Source organism: Limnoraphis robusta BA-68 BA1 (genome assembly GCF_034932365.1).
Taxonomy (GTDB): Bacteria; Cyanobacteriota; Cyanobacteriia; order Cyanobacteriales; family Microcoleaceae; genus Capilliphycus; species Capilliphycus robustus.
Genome location: NZ_JAYGHR010000065.1, coordinates 128,559 through 147,820 on the forward strand (window position 1 = coordinate 128,559; position 19,262 = coordinate 147,820).

The 19,262-nt window shown below is 39.7% G+C and carries 19 protein-coding genes and 1 pseudogene; 18 read left to right on the top strand and 2 right to left on the bottom strand.

What is annotated here, in order from left to right; all coding sequences use genetic code 11:
- From VB836_RS17060 to VB836_RS17145, 18 genes are all read left to right on the top strand, one after another.
- Positions 1-1,050 (top strand): aldo/keto reductase, encoded by a 1,050-nt coding sequence (locus VB836_RS17060; RefSeq protein WP_323220923.1) that lies wholly within the window; start codon positions 1-3, stop codon positions 1,048-1,050.
- A 62-nt stretch (positions 1,051-1,112) separates the two neighbouring features.
- The gene (locus VB836_RS17065) at positions 1,113-2,204 is read left to right on the top strand and encodes a TauD/TfdA family dioxygenase (protein WP_323220925.1); all 1,092 of its coding nucleotides are present in this window, start codon (positions 1,113-1,115) and stop codon (positions 2,202-2,204) included.
- Complete coding sequence (locus VB836_RS17070) at positions 2,201-3,310, top strand: TauD/TfdA family dioxygenase (RefSeq protein WP_323220928.1); 1,110 nt, start codon at positions 2,201-2,203, stop codon at positions 3,308-3,310. The genes VB836_RS17065 and VB836_RS17070 overlap by 4 nt, the downstream gene beginning before the upstream one ends.
- Entirely contained in the window at positions 3,307-4,092 is a 786-nt protein-coding gene (locus VB836_RS17075) for an aspartate/glutamate racemase family protein (protein ID WP_323220929.1), read from the top strand. Before VB836_RS17070 ends, VB836_RS17075 begins: the two co-directional genes overlap by 4 nt.
- 93 nt (positions 4,093-4,185) lie before the next feature.
- Positions 4,186-5,154 (top strand): DMT family transporter, encoded by a 969-nt coding sequence (locus tag VB836_RS17080; protein ID WP_323220931.1) that lies wholly within the window; start codon positions 4,186-4,188, stop codon positions 5,152-5,154.
- A 42-nt stretch (positions 5,155-5,196) separates the two neighbouring features.
- Positions 5,197-6,339, top strand: a complete 1,143-nt coding sequence (locus tag VB836_RS17085) for a methyltransferase (RefSeq protein ID WP_323220933.1) — start codon at positions 5,197-5,199, stop codon at positions 6,337-6,339.
- A 130-nt stretch (positions 6,340-6,469) separates the two neighbouring features.
- The gene (locus VB836_RS17090; RefSeq protein ID WP_323220935.1) at positions 6,470-7,807 is read left to right on the top strand and encodes a cytochrome P450; all 1,338 of its coding nucleotides are present in this window, start codon (positions 6,470-6,472) and stop codon (positions 7,805-7,807) included.
- A gap of 44 nt (positions 7,808-7,851) precedes the next feature.
- Complete coding sequence (locus tag VB836_RS17095) at positions 7,852-8,466, top strand: sulfotransferase (RefSeq protein ID WP_323220937.1); 615 nt, start codon at positions 7,852-7,854, stop codon at positions 8,464-8,466.
- A gap of 39 nt (positions 8,467-8,505) precedes the next feature.
- Positions 8,506-9,441: a phytanoyl-CoA dioxygenase family protein gene (locus VB836_RS17100; RefSeq protein WP_323220940.1), complete on the top strand. Its 936-nt coding sequence runs from the start codon at positions 8,506-8,508 to the stop codon at positions 9,439-9,441.
- A gap of 49 nt (positions 9,442-9,490) precedes the next feature.
- Positions 9,491-10,774 (top strand): glycosyltransferase family 61 protein, encoded by a 1,284-nt coding sequence (locus tag VB836_RS17105; RefSeq protein ID WP_323220942.1) that lies wholly within the window; start codon positions 9,491-9,493, stop codon positions 10,772-10,774.
- 13 nt (positions 10,775-10,787) lie between these two features.
- On the top strand, positions 10,788-11,723 hold the full coding sequence (locus VB836_RS17110; RefSeq protein WP_323220944.1) for a hypothetical protein: 936 nt from the start codon (positions 10,788-10,790) through the stop codon (positions 11,721-11,723).
- Between the two features lie 81 nt (positions 11,724-11,804).
- Positions 11,805-12,794: a KpsF/GutQ family sugar-phosphate isomerase gene (locus VB836_RS17115; RefSeq protein ID WP_323220945.1), complete on the top strand. Its 990-nt coding sequence runs from the start codon at positions 11,805-11,807 to the stop codon at positions 12,792-12,794.
- 46 nt (positions 12,795-12,840) lie between these two features.
- Positions 12,841-14,361 carry an NTP transferase domain-containing protein gene (locus VB836_RS17120; RefSeq protein ID WP_323220947.1) on the top strand — a complete coding sequence of 507 codons (1,521 nt, stop codon included), beginning with the start codon at positions 12,841-12,843 and terminating at the stop codon, positions 14,359-14,361.
- Positions 14,358-14,732, top strand: a complete 375-nt coding sequence (locus VB836_RS17125; RefSeq protein WP_323220949.1) for a hypothetical protein — start codon at positions 14,358-14,360, stop codon at positions 14,730-14,732. The genes VB836_RS17120 and VB836_RS17125 overlap by 4 nt, the downstream gene beginning before the upstream one ends.
- Before the next feature lie 28 nt (positions 14,733-14,760).
- Complete coding sequence (locus tag VB836_RS17130; RefSeq protein WP_323220951.1) at positions 14,761-15,501, top strand: TylF/MycF/NovP-related O-methyltransferase; 741 nt, start codon at positions 14,761-14,763, stop codon at positions 15,499-15,501.
- A gap of 20 nt (positions 15,502-15,521) precedes the next feature.
- Complete coding sequence (locus VB836_RS17135; protein WP_046277775.1) at positions 15,522-16,169, top strand: hypothetical protein; 648 nt, start codon at positions 15,522-15,524, stop codon at positions 16,167-16,169.
- A gap of 29 nt (positions 16,170-16,198) precedes the next feature.
- Complete coding sequence (locus tag VB836_RS17140; protein ID WP_323220953.1) at positions 16,199-17,149, top strand: TauD/TfdA dioxygenase family protein; 951 nt, start codon at positions 16,199-16,201, stop codon at positions 17,147-17,149.
- A 55-nt stretch (positions 17,150-17,204) separates the two neighbouring features.
- Positions 17,205-18,491 carry a sulfotransferase gene (locus tag VB836_RS17145; protein ID WP_323220955.1) on the top strand — a complete coding sequence of 429 codons (1,287 nt, stop codon included), beginning with the start codon at positions 17,205-17,207 and terminating at the stop codon, positions 18,489-18,491.
- Between the two features lie 36 nt (positions 18,492-18,527).
- Here the strand turns inward: VB836_RS17145 and VB836_RS17150 are convergent, their stop codons facing one another.
- Both VB836_RS17150 and VB836_RS17155 read right to left on the bottom strand, forming a co-directional pair.
- Complete coding sequence (locus VB836_RS17150) at positions 18,528-19,019, bottom strand: hypothetical protein (protein ID WP_046277778.1); 492 nt, start codon at positions 19,017-19,019, stop codon at positions 18,528-18,530.
- A gap of 59 nt (positions 19,020-19,078) precedes the next feature.
- Positions 19,079-19,262, bottom strand: a pseudogene (locus VB836_RS17155) (RNA-guided endonuclease TnpB family protein); the annotation flags it as partial.

The window sequence follows — 19,262 nt, forward strand, 5'->3', positions numbered from 1 at the left end:
ATGCAATATAAACAACTCGGTGATAGTGACTTGTTGGTTTCCGAATTGTGTTTGGGAACGATGAATTATGGCGATCAAAATACCTTGGAAGAGGCGGAAAAACAACTCGATTATGCCGTCGATCAAGGCATTAATTTTATCGATACCGCAGAAATGTATCCCGCCCCTACCCGTGCAGAAACCCAAGGTAAAACCGAGGAATACATCGGTCATTGGTTGAGCAAACAGCGACGAGATCAATTCATTATTGGTACGAAAGTATCCGGCCCATCGGGAGATCAAACTTTACCAATTACTTGGATTCGGGATGGCAAAAGTCGAATCGATCGCCAGAACATTCAGGAAGCCGTAGAGGGGAGTCTCCGACGTCTACAAACCGACTATATTGATCTCTATCAAATTCATTGGCCGGATCGTTACGTTCCTTTATTTGGCGCTCCCGATTATGATCCTCGTTATCAGCGAGAAACCGTACCGATTTTAGAGCAGTTAGAAGCCTTTGCAGATTTAGTGAAAGCGGGTAAAATTCGCTATTTGGGTGTGAGTAATGAAACGCCTTGGGGATTGTGTGAATTTTGTCATTTAGCCAAACAGTTTGGATTGCCGAAAATTGTCTCTATTCAGAATGCTTTTAATTTAACCAATCGAGTCTTTCAAATTCATTTAGCAGAAGCCTGTCATTTTCATAACGTTGGATTAATTGCCTATAGTACCCTGGCTTTTGGGCATCTATCGGGTAAATATCTCTCCCAAACTCCCGCAGGTTCTAGATTAGATTTGTTCCCCGGATTTGACAGACGCTATCACAAACCCTATTTTCAAGAAGCAGTTAAAGCTTATGTAGAAATTGCTCATCAATATGGTTTAACTCCTGTACAATTAGCATTAGCTTTTGTGCGATCGCGCTGGTTTGTGGCCAGTACGATTATCGGGGCTTCAACAATCGAACAGCTAAAAGAAAACCTAAGCTGTTTAGATATAGAATTAAGCCCAGAAATTTTAGCAGAAATCGATAAAGTTCACGCCCGTTATCCCAACCCAACGCCCTAATAGTTATCAGGTTTCAGTCGCTCGTTTGGAGTTAAAAATGAATGAAGTTTAAGGAAAATACAATGGAAATACTCAAGATTCCCGCAGCTTGGAAAGGGGATGAGCTACTTAATTCTCAATACTGGAATTACCAACTCAGTTCCCTAGAAATTGGAGAAATTGAAGCGGCGATTCATGCTCTCAAATCCTCTAGTAATTCTCCCCTTGAATTTCCTCAACTCAAAAAAACCTTAGAAGCGGTTTCAGAAGAATTAGAAAATGGAAAAGGAGCCGTTCTTTTAAAAGGGTTTCCCGTCGATCAATATTCAGAAGAAGAACTCGCAGAGGTTTACCTAACACTGTGTAAACAAATGGGGATTCCAATTCGACAATCCAATTCAAACTTTGATTCTCCCTCTCGGGAAAAAACTCAATTTATTACCTCTATCCGAGCAGAGGCGGATTCATCTAAGGATGGTAAACAGTCTAATGATGCTTACAAACTTCACACAGATCGTTATGATGTGCTGAGTTTATTGTGTGTTAGACAAGCAAGAATAGGTGGAGAAAATCGTTTGGCAAGTGCCGTTACGATCGCCAACGAAATGCTTCAATCTCATCCAGAAATTGCCGAAGCATTATTTCAAGGGATGCCTTGGCTTTTTGAGGGAGAAAAAGGTTGGATCAGTTATCCAATATGGAGTATCCACAAGGGCAAATTTACCACCCAACTTTCTAGTACCTATCCCCGTTTAAGTCAATTCGTTGAAGGAGCGCCGCGACTGACTGAGAAGCAAAAACAAGGTTTGGATTTAATACAAGCAATTGGGAGTAAAATGGGGGTAACGCTAACCTTAGAACCGGGAGATTGGCTGATGGTGAATAATCATATTGTTTATCATGCCCGCTCTTCTTGGAAAATTGAGTTAGGGGAATACGATCGCTTACTTCTAAGGGTTTGTTTTTCTCCGCTTAATAGTCGAGAATTGCCGAACACGGATACTTTTAAAAGCATCTGGGGATCTGTAGAAGCAGGAAAACCTAGAGGGGGATTTTTGCCTAATCATAAGCTTCCGCCAGACCAAGCGATTAATGAACCGTTATCGGAAACAGAATCTTATTGGTTGGATCGATATCTGAAAGTTAGATGGGTAGGAATAGAACCAAAAAAATGAAGGAAAATATGATTAATTTACTTAATCTTCCAGGCCTGTGGAAAGGTGATGAAATCATCAATTCACCCTACTGGAATTATCGATTTACTCCAGAAGAACTCGCCGAAATTGACGCGGCAATTCACACTCTAAAAGTCTCTAAAAATCAAGGGATTCAGTTTGCTCAACTCCGCCAAACTCTCGCAGGCGTTTCCGAAGAATTGGAAAATGGAACAGGAGCCGTTCTTTTAAAAGGGTTTCCAGTTGATAAATATTCAGAAGAAGAACTCGCAGAGGTTTACCTAATACTGTGCAAACAGATGGGTATGCCCGTGAGAGAATCCAATTCAGACTTTGATTCGCCCTCTCGGGAAACTAGACAATTTATTACCTATATTAGAGCAGAAGCTCCAGATTCATCTCAGGAAGGGAAACAATCCAATGATGCTTTTAAGCTTCATTGCGATCGCTGTGATCTTAATAGTTTACTCTGCGTTAGACAAGCCAGAGAAGGGGGCGAAAATCGCTTGGCGAGTGCCATTACCATCTACAATGAAATGCAGCAATCTCATCCCGAAATCGTCCAAGAGTTGTTTAAAGAAATCCCTTTCTTTTTTGAGGGAAAAAATAATTGGATAACTTATCCTTTATGGTGTATTCATAACGGAAAATTCACCACTCAATATTCCAGTGCTTATGTTCGTTTGAGTCAATCCATAGCAGGAGCGCCCCGACTCACGGAAAAACAACAGAAAGGTTTGGAACTTTTAGAGGAAATTGGATTGAAAGTAGGAATGATGTTCAAGTTAGAACCGGGCGATTGGTTGATTACAAACAATCATGTGACTTATCATGCCCGCTCTTCTTGGAAAATCGAGTCAGGGGAATACGATCGCTTACTTTTAAGGGTTTGGTTTTCTCCATTTAATAATCGAGAATTGCCCGATACACCTGCATTCAGAGCGATGTGGGGAAATGTAGAAACTGGGAAACCCAGAGGCGGATTTTTGCCCAATCATCCGACTCCCCCCAACCAATCAATTAAGGAACCTCTATCAGAAACCGAATCTTATTGGCTGGCTCAGTACATGAAAGGCAGATGGAGAGGAGTAGATCAAATCAAATGATAGATCAACAAAGAAATCACCGAATTAATTATATCCAAACTTCACCCCATCGTCATTGTTATGGGATGGGTTTAGGTATTATTATTCTGGACGAACAATATCCAGGTTTTCCCGGAGATACCCGCAACGCCAGCGCTTATCCGTTTCCCATTCAATATGAAATTGCTGAAGGTTTAGACGGGAAAGAGTTACTGTTCAAAGCCGATAAAACTCCCTATTTAGAACCGATTCAAAAAGCCGCTAAGAAACTGGAGAAAATGGGCTGTCGGGCGATCGCGGGGGAATGTGGTTATTTTGCTTACTTTCAAAAAGAAATTGCCGGCTATGTTAATGTTCCCGTTTTTATGTCGAGTTTACTTCAAGTTCCTTTGGCTCAACAGTTGATCGGGAAGGATAAAGTTGTGGGAATTCTTGTATTCTCAAAAGATGTTTTAACTGTTGCCCATTTAGAAGCGGTTGGAATTCAGCCCAATAGTAATTATGTGATTGAGGGAATGTTAGAGTCGGGTTGTTGTTCGGAAATCACCAATCTTTATATGTCACCCGATCCCCTATTACGAGGAGCGAACTACGACAAAATTGAACAGGAATTAACCGAATTGGCGGTGGATTTTTATCAACGTTATCCTCATATGGGAGCTTTACTTTTAGAATGTTCGGGAACTCCACCCTTTGCCCGTGCGATTCAACAAGCGATTAATCTTCCGGTTTTGAGTTGGGGAACTCTATTAGATTATGCCTATTCTTTGGCGGTTCACCGGGACTACTACGGGCATATTTAATCTTGAATCAGTTCCCCAGAATTCCCGATAGCGAACTTGAGATCTTAGCCTCAGAAAAAACAGTTTAGTTGAAATGAAATCACCCCTATTTGTATGGAAAACCAACTCAAAAATCTCAATCAGTTATCGGATAAAAGAACTGTTTTTTTACCGTTCGCCTTCCTTTTAACAGCACTGTTTGCCATTGGTCTTGCTCCAATTTTTATGAAATTTAGCATAAGCGAGATTAGTCCCAATACGACCATTTTTAATCGCTTTTGGATGGCGAGTCTGGTCTTTGCGGTTGGAAATGGAATCCGGGCAATTCGCCAACATTTATCTGACAATTCACCCAAGGAGCAACAAAAGCTTTATACGCCGAAAAACATAGGGTTGCTGTTATTGGTTGGTAGTTTATATGCAGCTATTCAACTCCTCTGGGCTTGGTCATTGTCTCGAACAACTGTTGCGAGTTCTGTGACAATTTTACATGGTTTGCGACCCCTTTTAACGGCACTGGGAGGATGGATTTTATATAAAAATCGCTATGACAGCAAATTTTTAATGGGTATGGCTATTGCCATTATCGGCGCTATCTTGATTGGTTTTAACGATTTCTCAGACTCAATCAATAAATTACAGGGAGATTTATTATCTGTATTCTCTGCAATTTCTTCTGCTTTGGAGTTGCTGATTATGGAACACTTGATCACCCAATTTTCCGCTCAAACTCTAATGTTTTGGTGTTGTACCATTGGCTCTTTTGTAACAACAATTACCTTGATCATTACAGGCGATCAATTTTTTCCTGTGTCATGGCTAGGATGGGGGGCTGTTATTTCTTTGGCTCTGGTTTGTCAAGTCATTGGTCAAGGACTAATTACCTATTCTCTTAACTATTTATCATCGGGAGTTGTCGCGGTTACGATGCTCCTTGATCCCGTGATTAGCGCTCTTTTTGCTTGGACAATCTTGAGCGAACAATTAAATGTTTTAAATGGGGTATTTTGTTGTATAGTTTTACTGGGTATATATCTGTCTCTATCGAGCAAATATGCGGTTAAAAGTGAGACACTTTCCTAATTGATACCCGTTGGCAGTTCGTCAGAAATTCAGGAGAAATTTATGGTCAAAAATTTTGAACCCTTGTCGGTATCTCAAGAGGGTATTGCGAGTTCCCAACCCAACGGTCAAGCTCACAGCGACTTGAAAATGTTGCAGTTGATCAATAGCAATAAAGATACCTTAAAAATGGATGACCTCGTGCTACTTTTGTACGGTCACTCCGCCTTTCAAAATCTGTATGCTGGCTGTGAACTGGGTGTCTTTGAACTGCTCTGGAAACACCCCGATCTTTCCCAAGCAGAAATTAGTCAAAAGTTACAACTCGCCGACTATCCGACTAAAGCTTTATTGCTGGGACTAACAGCGTTGAAACTGATTCAAAAAGTTGACGATAAATATCGCAATAGTTTAGTCATTCAAATGCTGTTTTTAGAAAACACTTGGAAAGAGTTCTACGATGTTGTTCTCTTTGAAGCCAAGATTGTTTATCGCGGTTCGATTGATTATGTAGAATCTTTACATCAGAATAAAAATGTCGGTTTGCGACAATTCCCAGGTCAAGGGCCAGATTTATATAATCGCTTGCACGAGAATCCCGGACTTGACAAAGTATTCTATAACTTTATGGGATCTTGGTCAAAATTAGTGAACCCTTTATTGTTTGAAAAGGTTGATTTTTCTCATTTCAAAACAGTTGTGGATGTCGGAGGGGGAGATGCAACCAATTCCATTGCTTTAGCTCAGGCTTTCCCCAACGTACAGATTACGTTGATGGATATTCCAGACAGTTGTAAAATCGCTCAAAATCATATCGATCTACATCAATTAACAGACCGAATTCAAGTGAGGGGAGCGGACATCTTTGTTGATGAATTTCCCCAAAATCAAGATTGTTTTCTGTTTATTCATGTATTAGTCATCTGGTCTTTAGATAAGAATACAACATTGCTTCGTCGGGCTTATGAAGCCCTAAAACCGGGAGGTTCCGTCGTTATTTTTAACATGATGACATCCGATGAAGAAGATGGTCCCCTGATGGCTGCCCTTGATTCATCCTACTTTGTCTCAATTCCGCACGAGGGGGGGATGATTTATTCTTGGAGTGACCATGAACAATGCTTGCGGGATGCGGGATTCACCCAAATGAAGCGAATTTATTGTGATTTTTGGGCGCCAAGCGGTATTATTGTCGCCACAAAATAGTCTTGGACTGTTTGAACGTTTAGCTGAAGCTAAACTAATTTAGGGAATGTTTTCCGATTGATGAGAGGCGATACATCTAACGATCAAAACATTCCTCCTTTTCCAAAAATTGACTCATTAAAGTTGGCTTATGACACAGGTTGAATCATTAAAAATACCGATCTGGATGCAGAGAATTGAATACATCACTAATCCAGTTAGCTATTGGGAAAGGGCTTACCGAACCTATTCAGATGGATTTTGGGCAAAGGGAATCGATTTTGGTCGCCCTCTGGTGGTCTTTTACACACCGGAAGCGGCTCAACAAATTATTGAAAACCGTCATGGGCATTTGACTACGACTGCATTTGACAGTGAACTGAAGGCAATCTTTGGAGACAGTTCTTTTTTCACCCTCGAAGGTATGCGTCATCAACAGGTGCGAAAGCTGTTGATCCCAAAACTTCATGGCAAGTGCATTCACTCCTATGGGCAGTTAATTTGTGACTTAGTGAATGATGTCATGCAAGCAGTACCCGCCCATCAACCTTTTTTGGTTTGGGAGACGGCGCAAGAGATATCCATGCAAGTGATGATTAAGCTCTTGTTTGGCTCCTATCAGCAAGAGCGCTATCAACAAATTAAACGCTTGATGGTTGAGATGATCGGTTTATTTGCCTCCAACATTGTAGGTATTCCCTTATTTTTTCGATTCTTACAACAGGATTTTGGCTCATTCAGTCCTTGGGGAAATTTTCTTAAGGAACGTCAGCAAATGCAAGAGTTAATCTATAGCGAAATTGCGGAACGTCGCAGCCATCCTGACTTAGAAAAACCAGATATTCTCACCTTATTAATGTCGGCGACCGATGAACAGGGAAACTCTCTAACAGATGAAGAATTATTAGGTCAAGTCTTATCGCTGTTGTTTACAGGAAATGAATCAACCGCAGCGTCTATTGCTTGGTCTTGGTATCGGGTTTATGGCGATGCTGAAATTCAAGCTAGATTATGGTCAGAACTCAATAGTTTAGGCAATTCTCCTGACCCGCTTGATCTCCTTCGCCTCCCCTATTTAAGTGCAGTCTGTAATGAGACTTTGCGGATGTATCCCGTTACTATGTTTATGATTCCTCGGCTAGTGAAAGCAACCACTAAAATTAGCGATCGCCAGCTTGATCCGGGGACGTTGGTAACTGTGGGAACCTATGTGATTCATCATCGCGAAGATATTTATCCCCAACCCGAAACCTTCAAACCAGAGCGTTTTCTAAATCATCGCTTTTCTCCCTATGAATTTTTGCCCTTTGGTGGGGGAATGCGAGGGTGTATTGGAGGAGAAATAGCCCTTTATCAACTAAAACTGGCTCTGGCGATGGTTGTTTCTCGCTATCAGCTAGAACTAATGAATCATCGTCCCATTTTTCCTCAACGCCGCAATACTGTATTAATGCCAACGCAGCTTAGGATGACCAAGCACACTGCTTGAAGTGAGATTCAATCTGAATTAAAATTTTAGTCTCGACAGATTCTATGAAAACACTACCCTGTATTGTTAATGTTGGCCTTCCACGAACAGGCACTACTTCCTTTGCGCGGGCGACAGAAATGCTAGGCTTCAAGTCGTTGCACATCTGGAAACCAGGAGAACATAACCCAGAGATCCTCAAACAATTTCGGGCAAATGTCCGAGATGTGCGTCGGATCGTAGAGCAATACCATACCCTTTCCGATACTCCATTTTATGCGCTTCGAGAGACCTTTGAACACTACTATCCAGATACTTTGATTCTGTATACTACTCGCCCTAAGCCAGACTGGATTAAAAGTATGGTGAAATATCAGGTAGCAGGCGGCCAGTTTCTAGCCAATCTCTACAGAATGCCACGATTTCCCTACACAGTAGCAGACAAAGATCTGCTTTCTCATCTCTACGATACCCATCATGCTGCTGTTTGTCAGGGTCTGCCATCTATCAATATTGGTGAAAATGATGATCGCCCCAAGTGGGAATTGCTTTGTTCAGCGTTACCTAACCCGAGAGAAATGATCGAGCGAGCAAGGCATCTCAAGTGGCCTCATGCAAACCAATTTCAGCAGACCAATGCTCAAAATGACACGGGTAAAGCTTCAGTTCAAAGTCAATGATCCTGATCAAAGAAATAGAAAATTACAAAAGTGATAAAAATGATAAAGTTTAACCTCGATCAAACTGTTGAAATCAAAAACCACTATATTGAACAGGGATATGTAGTGATTCAAAAAGCAATTCCGTTAGATAAAATTGATTCATTCCTTGATGCTTATGAGAAGATCAAACATAATCCATTCTTTATATATTTTTCTCAGTCTATTCAGCGCTGCGTAAGAGTTGAATTAACTCAGCAAGGCTACATTAAGGAATCTATGGAAAATGCCAGTCGATTAGCCTTTTTTCCAGAGTTCTCAAAGCGGATGCAAGACTGTATTTACGATCCGTGTGTTTCTAATGTTTTAAATACAATCAGTGGGTACTCGAAGCATATCTCTTGGCAGAATATGTTCTTCGATAAATCAACAGGCACAATTGAGCATCAGGACTCTTGGTATTTAGATACTAACCCGCCAGGAAAATTAATCGGGGCTTGGTTTTCCTTGGAGGACATTCAAGAGAATTGTGGTAGCTTCTTCGTCTGCCCAAAATCTCATAAGCTAGAGGTAGTTAATCGGAAAGATTATCCTACTCATCAGGCATTTATCCAGAAAATTATGTCAATATCTTCCGACAATTTACTTGAAAAAAAACCAATGTATCTGAACAAGGGAGATTTGCTATTATGGCACCCTTTTCTTGTTCATGGAGCATTTCAGTGTCAAGATGATTCGTTATCGAGGAAATCATTTACATCTCACTTTTATCCATACGGATGTAAGGCAAAAGAGACAAAAAGAGGAAAGCTGCTTTCAATATATTGGCAAGATCATGATCGCCCAAAAAAGACATTTAATCCTCAGATTTTTACTTCTTATCGACTGAGCGATTATTTGTATAATCTGATGATCTATGCTCTTTTTATCAAGACTGAGATGAAATTAACAAGTCAAACTTTTTCAAGGCGACGAGAAAGTTATAACAAAAGCTAAAGAGGAATATAAAATTAAAGACTTTGCTAGTACCGTATTAATGGCTATTATGATGAAAACTCAGGCTCAAGTTCAAAGGCGTATCTCTCAGCGTTATTTGGCTTTGCTCAATGAAGAGAGGCAAAGACGATTAAAAGCGATAAAAACCCATTTAATTGACCATCCTAATGCCCCTTTATCTAAGAACAATTTAATCTTTACCCTTGTAGACTCTATTCCTATACTGCGGCTGTTGCGATTCAGACAAACCATTCACCCTAAAGAAACTTTAGGAGATAATGTTGAAAACTATCAGGTCTTGTTTCCTCCTGAAAAAGTGCCGTTTGGAGTCAATGAGATTGACCGAGATTTTCTCAAGATTTGTCTTTATTACAAAAAAGATTATTTTGAGCGCTCGGAAATATTTGTATGTGATGTGGTTCCCGCCTATGTACATATGGGTTTAGGAACTATCTGTACAAAAGACTTTAGGGCAATTGTTGATTCAGGTATGCAGTATCGAGTTACAATTGCCAGATGGAGGCTTGCGTACTTTGATCGCCTGAAACTTCTCTGGTCCCAACATCTACCGATCGCAGCCCTCTACATTTTTTCGCTTTCAGCCGAAAACTTTTGGCACTTTCTATATGACTCCATCCCCCGAATTTATTCGGCTATGCTTGCAAGACCCAATCAAAAATTAACAGTTCTTGTACCCGACACTTTGCCGAATTCGTTTAAAGAACTTTTATCCTGTGTTTTACCAGAAAATTTTGACACGATATCGGTTCCACAAGGCTCTTGGGTTAAAGTAGACCGTTTGATTATGCCCTCTTATGTGAGTCGTTGTGAAAATGGATTTTTGCCTTCTGAGTATTACGAATATATTAGAAACTGTGTGTTCAAGAAATTTGATCTCGCGACCGTTGAAAATCCCACTGAACGCATCTATATTTCCCGCGCCCATGCAAAACATCGGAGAGTCTTGAATGAAGATGAAATTATTCAATACCTAAATAACTATGGATTTAAAGTGGTTTTTCTTGAAAAGATGTCGTTTAGAGAACAAGTGAAACTCTTTACTCAAGCGGAAGTTATTGTAGCACCTCACGGTGCAGGTTTAGCAACAACTCTCTTTTCCGGAAAAATTAAAATATTAGTTTTGTACCCCGAAAGTTCTCCTACACCGTTCTTCTTTACCCAATTTAAAGGGCTTGGTCAAGAACATTACTTTATGACGCACGATCAGTTTGATGAAAATGCTGATTTTAAAGTAGATTTGTTTGAATTAAAGCAGGTCTTACAGGAACAGATGAAATTGCAACCCAAGCCCGACAATTCACACCGTATTTAATTAAGAAATTATCATGGATAATATTACATCAACTCAAAATGTAACAGCAGTAGAAAATCGCCCAGTTATCTGTATAGTAGGGACTTTGAGGGCAGTCAATTTAACTTATCAAAACTTGATTGAAAAAGTCATTGAGCCTTTAAATGCTGATTTAGTCTTCTGTGTATCTCAAATGAGTTCTGAAGATGAAGCGTCTATAGACAAATTTAGAAATTATAATATCGTTGACATCTGTATCTACGAAGATGGAAAAAACGGATATCAAGACTTTTTAGAAAACTTTTGCAATCAACTCACTCCCGAACAACAGAAACAATGGCATAAATACTTTGAAATTGAAGGAAATTGGCTAGGAGGAATAAAGGGGCGTAGAGGTTCAGGCTTTCATTTGAATTTCAATTATTGGAAACTCTGGGATAGACTACATAATTTGAAAAAAAGTGGTTCTGATTATCAGAGATTTATAATCACAAGAACAGATTTATTATGGCTGGTAGAACATCCACCCTTAAATTTACTCGATCCAAAATTAGTCTGGATACCCACAGGAGAAAATTACAACGGCTACAACGATCGCCATGCAATTTGTAGCAGCCAAAATGTTGAAAATTACCTCAGTATATTTGAATCAATGATTAGCTTAAAAGCCTTGAATTATATCTATAACAATCTAGATGGAAATAACTTAAATCACGAAAGACATCTCAAGAGTCATTTAGACTATTGCGGAGTAGAAGTTGCTAGCTTCAAAAATGTTGCTTATTTAACCGGAGACCCAGAAAGTCTGACGAACTGGGCTTCCGTAAAAACCCAACTAATTGACGAAAAAGAGTATGCTTACAAATATGAAAAAGAACTCTTAAGTTCCCTCAAACATCTGAAGGAATTCAAGAGTCACAAAAATTGGAAGATGATGTTGTTTGATGAAGCGAAGGAGAATGATCAGTAAAAAGAAACCTTAATCTTTGAAATTTGGTTTTTAACTTAAGTCAAGTCGTGCTAACTATTACGATAACGCCCTAGATCTAAAATGTCTATTAATGAAATGATTAAGAAGCAACTGAAAACGGTTGTGGAACAAGAAATTAGTGCAGTGGTAAAACTCCATGAAACTATCGATGATTCCTGGTCACAAGCTGTACTAACGATCCGAGACTGTAAAGGTAAAGTCGTCGTTTCTGGAGTGGGAAAAAGCGGTAATATTTGTCAGAAGATAGCGGCTTCATTTACATCGACAGGAATGCCTTCAATCTTTGTTCATCCCACAGAAGCCAGTCATGGAGATTTAGGTTTATTAGATAGCAGAGACGTTCTGATTATACTCTCCGCTTCCGGTCAAACCACTGAGCTATTAGACATAGTACAATATGCTTCACGCCTAAAAGTACCCATTATTATCGTCACTAAAAATCCGACTAGCTCCTTAGCCCATTTTGCAGATATTATCTTACAAATTCCTAACTTTCCCGAAGCCTGTATTAACGGTTTAGCACCGACAACATCAACAACCTGTCAACTTGTCTTAGGTGATGCGTTAGCTATAACTGTGATGTCTTTACGAGGTTTTACATCGGATAATTTTAAGGAACTTCATCCAGGGGGAAATTTAGGTGCATTACTTGTTCCGGTGAAGAATATAATGTATGTAAACGATAAAATGCCTCTAATTGACTTGAGCGCATCCATTAAAGAAGCCATTATCGAAATGAATTCTAAAAGCTTAGGATGTGTTGGGATTGTTAATCATCGAAATCAATACGTTGGGATTTTCACAGATGGAGATCTTCGTCGAAGTTTACAAGCTGAAGTGTCTTTGGAAGAACCCGTAAGTCAATACATGACCCCCTCACCTCTCTCTATTTCCCCTGAAATGATGATTTCAGAATTACTCATGTTTTTCAAAAATAAAGGAGTACCTAATGTTTTTGTTGTCAAAGACAAGATACCAATTGGGATTGTTCATGTCCATCAATTAGCCTCGATTTCAAATATGAATGTACCGAAGATTATGCAGACATGATATTATATATAAGTATTCAAATCTCTATTGAGATAATGGGGCAATCGTGGAGCTACAGGAAATTCCCTGGGTAATTGTTCAAGCAGGTGGCCAAGGCACTCGATTAAAACACTATACTTGGAATAAACCCAAGTGTTTACTTTCAGTTGCGGGTCAACCCCTCATCTATCATTTTTTTGATCGCTTTCCATCGGCCAATTTTCTAGTCATAGGAGATTATCTTTATGACGTTTTAGACAAATATCTAAGGGTTTTTCCTCCCCAAGCTTCCGTGAAGTTAATTTTAGCAGAAACCAAAGGAACGCTCTCAGGTATTGATCGAGCCTTAACCTATATTACTGATAACGATCCATTTTTATTAGTCTGGTGTGATTTACTGCTTGAAAAAATACCCAATTGTCTGATTGATGGACAGAACTGGATTGGCCTCAGTCGTTCTTTCAAATGTCGCTGGTCTTATGATAACAGTGGAATTTGTGTAGAGAAAGCTTCAACGGAACGAGGAATAGCCGGATTTTTCGTATTTCAAAATAAAGCCGTTCTCAAAGATATCCCATCATCAGGAGAGTATGTTCGTTGGCTCTCTCAACAACCCATACAATTTGACGAAATTTTTCTTGATAATACCTATGAACTTGGAACTCTAGATAATCTCACCCAATATCAAGCAACAAAACTCGTTAGTCGTTTCTTTAACTCGGTGGAGATTTCAGAAAATAAAGTCATCAAAAAAGCGCGAGTTCAAGAATTTGAGAAATTAATTGATAGAGAGTGCAATTGGTATCGCGTTGTTCACTCACTTGGATTTGATCGTACCCCAACCTTACTGTCTGAACACCCGATGACTATCTCTAGAATTATCGGGTCACATCCTTTTGAGTTAAAAGTTGACTTTCAGCAAAAAAAAGAGATTCTGACTGACATTTTTCAAACTTTAACTCGGCTCCATCATTGCGTCCAAAAAGTTGCTGACCCCAAAGTTATAAGAGAAGTTTACCTTCAGAAAACTTATAGTCGTGTTAATAGTGTTGCTCAACTCATTCCTTTTTTCGACCAGCCAACAATTCAAGTCAATGGTTTGTTCTGTCGAAATCCCTTTCATACTCAATATGAAAATTGGTTGTCTCAACTTGTTGATGAAATTCAAGTTGATGAATTTACACTTATTCATGGCGATCCGACTTTCTCTAATATGCTGATAGATCATTACAACCAAGCTTGGCTAATCGATCCTAGAGGTTACTTTGGTTCAAGCTTGCTGTACGGCGATCCGATGTATGATTGGGCAAAATTGTACTACTCAGTTGTCGGAGATTACGATTGTTTTAACCGTCGTCAATTTCAGCTTAAAATTATCGGAAAACAAGTTTATCTTGATATAAAAAGTAATGACTGGAAAGATTTAGAACCAATGTTTGCGGAAAAATTGCCGACACAAATGCCTGTTATTCGCCTGTTACATTCTTTGATTTGGCTCTCATTATCAGGATATGTAAAAGATGACTATGACTCAATACTCGCTAGTTTTTATAATGGATTATATTGGTTGGAGACTGTGGTAAGATGACAGAATTAGTCTTAAGTTGTTTACCCAAAACTTGGTTAATCGACATTGATGGGGTTATTCTTAAACATAATGGCTACAAGCAAGAGGGTGACATCTTACTCCCTGGAGTTAATAAATTTTGGCATCAAATTTCTAAGGAAGACTTTGTTATTTTGCTCACCGCCCGCACAGAAGAAATGCGTGAAGCCACATTGTCTTTATTAGATAACCACGGACTTCGCTATAATATTGCCATTTTTGGTGTGCCTACAGGAGAACGAATTTGTATCAACGATAAAAAAGCCTCTGGGCTGCTCACCAGTTATGCTGTAAACTTATGGAGAGATGTAGGATTAGATAGTTTGAAAGTTGTAAAAAATCCAGACCTTTGATATCAAGCAAAATTAGGAAGAAGCTTTTATGAATAATTCTAAACCGGAAATTGACAAGCTTTCCCAACCCGATAACTCAGTGACTTTGGAAACAAGAACACAAAAGCAACGTGAGATTTATGACGCCTTTGAGAAATTTATTTTTAGTGATGATACGAAAATATTAGCCAAGCTAGTTGCCAGAACCCTGATTTTTGAACAAATTATTAATGTTCCAGGGGATATAATAGAAGCTGGAGTCTATAGGGGAAGTGGTATGTTAACTTGGCTAAAACTTAAAAAAATCCTCGCACCAAACGCTCTAAAAAAAGTGATAGGATTTGACTACTTTGATACAGAATCGTTACTAAATTCTTTATCTGGACAAGACAAAGCTTCCATGAAAAGTCTATTTGAGGTGAGAGGCTACCAACATGAAGAAGGAGCAGAAAAGTTTGTTCACGACCTCATTGCTAATGCGGGGTTTGATCGAAACAGCTACGATCTCGTCAAAGGTGATATTTCACAAGTTGCTCAAGAGTTTGTTGATCAAAGACCGGGTTTAAAAATATCCTGTTTATATCTAGATTTAGACTTACAATATCCCACCTATCACGCCTTGAATGCCTTTTGGGACCGAGTATCTGTTGGAGGGATGGTCGTATTCGATGAATATGCCTATCATCAATGGTCAGAAGCACGAGGAGCCGATCAATTCTTTGAAGAAAAGAATATTCAAATTCAAGCCCTTCACTATCCTTGTCCCACAGCTTACGTTATTAAACATTAAACCGACCACCCTAAAAACTAATGGATGAACAAAACTGGCAGATAAAACAGCAACTCGTGTCCTATTTTCAGGGCTTGACCTCTGAAAGTTACAAACTTCTAGATATTTTAAAGTTATCCTCTGATATTCTTCCTCTAGAAACATTATTACCTGATTTATCAAATAAGCTTGCTCGTTTAAAAGCAAGTATGATAGAAAACTATAAAAATCTCAATCGTCCCCAGTATAACGGGAGTCAAGCACAAACCGAGCTAGGAGTGGGGATGAATTCTATCGGGATGTTGTCAGATCGACTCTCGACCTTAATAATTAAGGAGTGGTGCTTACGCAACAAGAACAACCCCAATCCAGAGAAGGCAAATGACTTATATCAAACTCACACGATGGACATTATTCATGCTTTAGCAAACGCGAAGCCTGGTAGTTCATCAATGAATACAAAGATAACTCATCATCAATCTGATGTAACTGCTCATTCATGGGAAGAAGCATTTTACGGTCTGCTTTCAACCAATATTGTGAATTGGGAATCTCAAGAAATTTTATATATTAAAGATATTACCACCTTGCCTTGCGAAGAGTTACGAAGCTATATCGCTTGGTTTTCATCGGGGAATATTCAGAGAAACGAATATATACAATATTGTGAAAAGTTTTATTGGCGTTGAAATTAACTTTTAACTAGGAGTAATTATTCATGGATAGCACAACTCAAATAACAGCACGGCTAAAAACAGATGAGTATGAAAACTTTGATATTCGTCCTCTAGCTGGACGGATTGGGGCAGAAATACTCGGACTCGATCTGAGCCAAACTCTCAGCGATGAAACCGTTGATAACATTCGCCAAGCATTAATCAAATATAAGGTAATTTTCTTTCGACGGCAGCAGCTTACCGAGGTTAGTCAAGTTGCCTTCGCCCGACAATTTGGGGTTGTGACCACTGCACATCCAATGCTTCCATCTTTGCCGGGTCATCCAGAGATCTTAGAATTCGACTATGGACGCATGGATAACCGCACAAACCAATGGCATACAGATCTAACATTTCTTGATCGTCCTCCCTTGGCTTCAATTTTGCGTGCAGTTGAAATTCCTTCAGTCGGGGGAGATACACTATGGGCAAACACGGTAACAGCCTATCAAGATTTGCCTGCACCCTTGCGTAGCTTGGCTAACGAGCTTTGGGCCGTTCACAGCAATACCTATAATGACTATGCCGCAGCAACGGTGAATATCTCTCAAAAGCGACAAGAATTGGGCAAAGTTTTCACCTCCACTGAATACCAAACATTGCATCCAGTCGTTCGCGTGATTCCAGAGTCTGGCGATCGCAGCTTGTTTATTGGCGCTTTTGTGCGTCAGTTTCGAGAACTTTCCGTAGATGAGTCAAGACAAATCCTGAAGATGTTGCAGTCCTACATCATGCGTCCTGAAAATACTGTCCGTTGGCGTTGGGAACAGGGCGATATTGCCTTTTGGGATAACCGAGTCACCCAACACTATGGAATCGATGATTTTGGTTCTCAGCCCCGTCGTGTTCAACGGGTAACAATTGCAGGAAACTTACCTGTTAGCATTGAAGGCATCGAAAGCAAGTCAGTTAAGGGGGATTCATCTGCCTATAACAGACTGAACCCGGCATAAATTTCGCTACTTAATGACGTAACAAAACTATTTTCTACTGTTCGAGGTTTGTTTAATGGCTGCCTTCTCCCAGAAGAATTTAATATTTCTAATTTCTCAGCCTCGTGCTGGTTCTACCCTGACTCAGAGGATTTTAGGAAGCCATCGAGAAATTTATACGGTGTCTGAACCTTGGATTATGCTACATCCTCTTTACGCACTGCGTAGGGATGGACATCAAGCTGAATATAGTGTTCAAAATAGTCAGAAAGCACTCCATAACTTCTTGAACTTACACCCCGAAGGTAAAGAGGCTTATTTTCAAGCTGTACGACAAATGTCTTTGAATTTATATGAAGGATTGCTTCGAGGATCAGACAAAAAATATTTTTTAGATAAAACTCCAAGATATTATTATATTCTGCCCGATCTTTACAGAACCTTCCCTGATGCTAAATATATTTTACTGATTAGGAATCCCCTAGCTGTTTTGTGTTCTATCTTCAACACGTTTGTTCAAGAGGATTGGTGGAAAATACAGTATTATCAGGATGATTTACTAAAAGCGCCGGGTTTGCTCGCACAAGCATTGCTTAACTTTCAGGGCAACAGTCTAGTATTGAGATATGAAAACTTACTGAGTAACCCAGAAGAAGAAATTCAAAAGGTTTGTAGTTTTCTTAATGTTTCTTTTGATGCAGAAGTAATTAGCTACGGCAATTCTTCCTCTGGGAAATGGCAGTTTGGAGACCAATCCCTCATTCACCTGGAAACCAAACCGAGCTATCAGAATTTAAATCGCTGGCAAGAAGATTTACAGAATCCAATCCTTTGGCAATCTGCTTCTCATTATCTAGAATTTTTGGGAGAAGATTTGCTGAGGAGTTTAGGTTATTCCTACACAGAACTAAAAGATATGCTTGACAGACTCAAACCAAAAAGTGAGGTGATTCTTCCCCCGGCACTGCAAGAGTTGTTCTGTTCAGCGAGTCTATTTTTAGATCCATCATTACAGCCTTTTCTGGGAGTTGTTGGAGCAACGGCACAACTTTATGACACTTACTTAAATTTTGGGAGAGTTTTGCTAGAAAAAGATCGCGTTGAACAGGCACTCAAATATATTCAGATCGCTTTGCAAGTGGCTCCTTCAGTAGCTGAAGCTCACTATCTAATGGGCGAAGGATTTTTACGTTTAGGTAAGCTGGATCAAGCCGTTTCTGCTTATCAAAAAGCTGTTCAATTGAGTTCGGAAAATCAAAGCAGTCAGCTAGATTCTGCCAAGTTTGCACTCCAGCAAGCACTTCAACTGAATCCAACTCATCAAGCACTCATTGATTTACTAGAAACTCTAAATGCAAAATAAAAATCAAAGAACACCCCCTGTGCAGAATTTTTTAACTTAAGTAACTTTGACATCATATAGCGTTTCAATCCAAACCCTCGCACCACATCTAGGACTATTGGGACGATAGACGACCCGACATCCTCCCAGTATTTCTACCTCATTGCCATAAATATTGATATTACTCTTTGTTGGTGAATCTACCAAGGGCGTTGATGGCTGATTGTCTGGGAAGAAGTGGGTTTCCTCACTCGGGTCGCACCACTTCTTGACTGTAATCACAGGCTGTTGAAGATTTTGTTTTTGATTTTCTCTAATTTTATGAGAGTTGACATGAATGATGGTTTTCGCAGGGGTTCTGGGATTACGCCAACGGGGAGCCGGACCTCTTTTGCCTCGTTTAATAATGGGTCTGCCGTTAAATAGAGGGATTAACCACATCTTCCCCGTCTTGTAAGCCCCTTCGACTCTACCTGCTATCAGAAGGACTCTGAGACGAGCCGTAGAGATCTTCAAAATGTGAGCAGCTTCTGTAGTACCGATGATCATTCAATTAAAACGGAATCGTAATAGTTTTAATTGACATACTCCCATCGCTAAATCAAAGATTATAGCGAGGGATTCTCAGCGCAATTGCTGATTCTCAGTTCACAGAATCGACTTAAAATGTTAGCGTCTCCGTTAACAAGCCAGAGGTCGTTTTCTCCCTGAGCTTTTACCTTTTTGGGGTCAGATTCGGTATGCCCTACCGTACTGTTAAAATATTGAGCTAATAGCTTCAAACCTTTCCCT